The sequence below is a fragment of the Methylobacterium sp. genome (assembly GCF_019750675.1).
GTDB lineage: Bacteria > Pseudomonadota > Alphaproteobacteria > Rhizobiales > Beijerinckiaceae > Methylobacterium.
The window spans coordinates 1-3,787 of sequence record NZ_JAIEOF010000003.1; the positions used below are offsets into that span (position 1 = coordinate 1).

Annotated in this window: 2 protein-coding genes; one reads left to right on the forward strand and one right to left on the reverse strand. The window is 70.6% G+C overall.

From position 1 onward, the window contains the following. The coding region (locus tag K2X24_RS00115; RefSeq protein WP_292493527.1) for a D-2-hydroxyacid dehydrogenase family protein at positions 1-911 on the reverse strand (911 nt) is incomplete at its 3' end. A 161-nt stretch (positions 912-1,072) separates the two neighbouring features. Between K2X24_RS00115 and K2X24_RS00120 the strand changes: the two genes are divergently transcribed. Continuing rightward, on the forward strand, positions 1,073-3,787 hold a 2,715-nt coding region (locus tag K2X24_RS00120; protein ID WP_292493529.1), incomplete at its 3' end, for an error-prone DNA polymerase.

The window sequence follows — 3,787 nt, forward strand, 5'->3', positions numbered from 1 at the left end:
TCCTCCACGATCTCGGGGAAGTAGGTGCGGTAGTTCCGCTCCGTGACGTAGCCGAGATGCGGCGTCGCCAGCACGTTCGGCAGAGTGCGCCAGGGCGAATCCGGCGGCAGCGGCTCGGTCTCGTAGACGTCGAGGCCGGCGCCGGCGATCCGGTTCTCGGTGAGGGTGGCGAGCAGCGCGGCCTCGTCCACGATCGCGGCGCGGGAGGTGTTGATCAGGAACGCCTCGGGTCGCATCCGGCGCAGCGCCGCGTCGTCGACGAGGCCGCGGGTCCGCGCGCCGAGGACGAGGTGGATCGAAACGATGTCGCTCGCCTCCAGCAGCGCCTCCAGGGAGGGCGCCAGGGCGACGCCCTCGGCCGCGGCCCGCTCGGCCGTGAGGTTCTGGCTCCAGGCGCTGACCTCCATGCCGAAGGCCTGGCCGATCCGGGCGACGCGAGCACCGGTCTTGCCGAGACCCAGGAGCCCGAGGCGGCGGCCGGCGAGATCGCTGCCGACACTGGACTGCCAGGGGCCGCCCGTGCGCAGGGCCTGCACCTCGGGCACGAGGTGGCGGGCCAGCCCCAGGATCAGCGCCCAGGTCAGCTCCACCGGCGGCTCGGGGTGGCTGGCCGTGCCGCAGACCGTGACGCCATGCGCCTTCGCGGCGGCGAGATCGATCGACAGGTTGCGCAGGCCGCTGGTGAGGAGGAGCCGCAGCTTGGGCAGGCGCGCGAAGAGCTCGGCGGGGAACGGCGTGCGTTCGCGCATCATCACCACGATCTCGCAATCCCCGATCGCGTCGACGAGCGCGTCCTGGGTCGCGAAGGTGGTGCGCAGGTCGCGCAGGGTGATCCGGTCCGTCAGTCCCGACCAGTCGGCCATGGTGGGACCGACGCCCTGGTAATCGTCGAGGATCGCGCAGGTGAGCATGGGACATCCTGTCTGGGGAGGACCGGGCTAACGCACGGCGAACAGCTTGGCCAGTCACCATCGGGACTTTGACTCCCCGACGCGAAACCGGCACCCCGGGATCCGAAACGATCACGATTCGTTCTCAGCCACGAGTCGGATACAGCGGAGCCGGAAAAGCGATGACGTCGATGGTCGGGCAGCCTGCCTATGCCGAGCTCGCCGTCACCACGAATTTCTCCTTCCTGCACGGGGCCTCGCATCCCGGCGAGATCGTGGGGCAAGCGGCCGAACTCGGACTGCACGCCATCGGCATCGCCGACCGCAACACCCTGGCGGGGGTGGTGCGGGGCCATGCCGAGGTGAAGCGGCGGGTGGCGGCCGGCGAGCCCGTCATCCGCTTCCTGCCGGGCGTGCGCCTCGTCACGCAGGAGGGCTTCGAGGCCGTGGCCTACCCGATGGACCGGGCCGCCTACGGCCGGCTCTGCCGGCTCCTCACCCTCGGCAACCGCCGCTCCGAGAAGGGCCAGTGCCGGTTCGACTTCTCGGAACTCCTGGCCGCCAGCGAAGGCCAGATGCTCATCGCGGTCCCGCCGGAGCAACTCGGAGACGACGACCCCTTCTTGCGTCATCTCCGCGAGCTCGCCGCCGAAGCCCCCGGCCGGGTCACCCTGGCGGGGAGCCACCGCCGGCGCGGCGACGAGCGCCGGCGCCTCGGGCGCCTCGCCGAACTGGGGCTCCGCCTCGGCGCGCCCCTGGTGGCGGTGTCGGACGCGCTCTACCACCACCCCGACCGCCGCCCCCTGCAGGACATCGTCGCCTGCATCCGCGAGGGCTGCACCCTGAATGCGGCGGGCTACCGCCTGGAGGCCAACGCCGAGCGCCACCTGCGGCCGGCGGACGAGATGGCGCGCCTGTTCGCCGACCATCCCGAGGCCGTCGCCCGCACGATCGAGATCGCCCAGTCCTGCGACTTCTCCCTGGACGAACTCAAGTACGAGTATCCCGACGAGCCGGTGCCGCCGGGCTTTTCCGCGCAAGACTACCTGGCCTACCGGGTCGCGGAGCGCGCGGGCTGGCGCTACCCGGATGGTATTCCAGAACAAATCATGAACACAATTCAGGATGAGCTGCGCCTCATCGCGAAGATGGACTATGCGCGTTACTTCCTCACCCTGTTCGACATCGTCGAGTTCGCGCGGCAGCGCGGCATCCTGTGCCAGGGGCGCGGCTCGGCCGCCAATTCCGTGGTCTGCTACTGCCTCGGCATCACGGCGGTCGATCCCACCGAGATCCGGCTGCTCTTCGCCCGCTTCATCTCGGAGAACCGGGCCGAGCCCCCCGACATCGACGTGGATTTCGAGCACGAGCGCCGCGAGGAGGTGATCCAGTACCTCTACGAGCGCTACGGCCGCGACCGGGCCGCGATCTGCGCCACGGTGATCCATTACCGCCCGCGCAGCGCAATCCGGGAGGTCGGCAAGGTCCTGGGGCTGCCCCCCGACATCACCGGCGTGATGGCCGACACGGTCTGGGGCTCCTGGGGCAAGGACCTGCCCGACGCGCATATCCGGCAGGCCGGGCTCGACCCGGACAACCCGTCGATCCGGCAGGCCCTGGAACTCGCCCACGCGCTGATCGGCTTCCCGCGCCATCTCTCGCAGCATGTGGGCGGCTTCGTGCTGACGCGCGGGCGCCTGGACGAGACCGTGCCGGTGGGCAACGCCGCCATGGCGGACCGCACCTTCATCGAGTGGGACAAGGACGACATCGACGTGCTCGGCCTGATGAAGGTCGACGTGCTGGCGCTCGGCATGCTGAGTTGCCTGCGCCGGGGCGTGGATCTCCTGAGACGCGAATACGGACACGACTACCCGACCCTCGCCGACCTGCCGCGCGAGGACGAAGCCACCTACGCGATGCTGGCCAAGGCCGATTCGGTGGGCGTGTTCCAGGTCGAGAGCCGGGCGCAGATGTCGATGCTCCCGCGCCTGAAACCGCAGGAATTCTACGACCTCGTGGTGCAGGTGGCGATCGTCCGGCCGGGGCCGATCCAGGGCGACATGGTCCATCCCTACCTGCGCCGCCGCCAGGGGCTGGAGCCTGTGATCTACCCCTCGCCCCATCCTTCCCAAGGACCGAAGGACGAACTCGAGGGCGTCCTCAAGCGCACCTACGGCGTGCCCCTGTTCCAGGAGCACGCCATGCAGATCGCCATCACGGCCGCGGGCTTCGAGCCCCACGAGGCCGACGGCCTGCGCCGGGCCATGGCGACCTTCCGGCACAACGGCCAGATCGTGAACTTCCGCACCAAGTTCGTGGAGGGCATGGTGGCGCGCGGCTACCCGCGCGACTTCACCGAGCGCTGCTTCAAGCAGATCGAGGGCTTCTCGACCTACGGCTTCCCGGAAAGCCACGCGGCGAGCTTCGCGCTGCTGGTCTACGCCTCGGCCTGGATGAAGTGCCGGCATCCCGACGTCTTCCTCGCCGCGATCCTGAACGCCCAGCCCATGGGGTTCTACCAGCCGGCGCAGCTCGTGCGCGACGCCCGTGCCCACGGCGTCGAGGTGCGCGGGGTCGACGTCAACGCCAGCGACTGGGACTGCACCCTGGAGCCGGCCTCCGAGCCGCCGCCCCCCGGGGTCGAGCGACGCCTGGCCGTGCGCCTCGGCCTGCGCCAGGTGAGCGGGGTGCCGCAGGCGGCCATGCACCGCCTCGTGCGTTTACGGGGCAACGGCTACGCCAGCATCGAGGGTTTGCAGGCGGCCCTGGCGCTCCCCCGCAACGCCCTGGAGCGGCTCGCCGAGGCGGATGCGTTCCGCTCCCTCGACCTCGACCGGCGGGCCGCCCTCTGGGCGGTGCGGACCCTGGAGGGCACCAGCGCCGTCAAGGCCGCC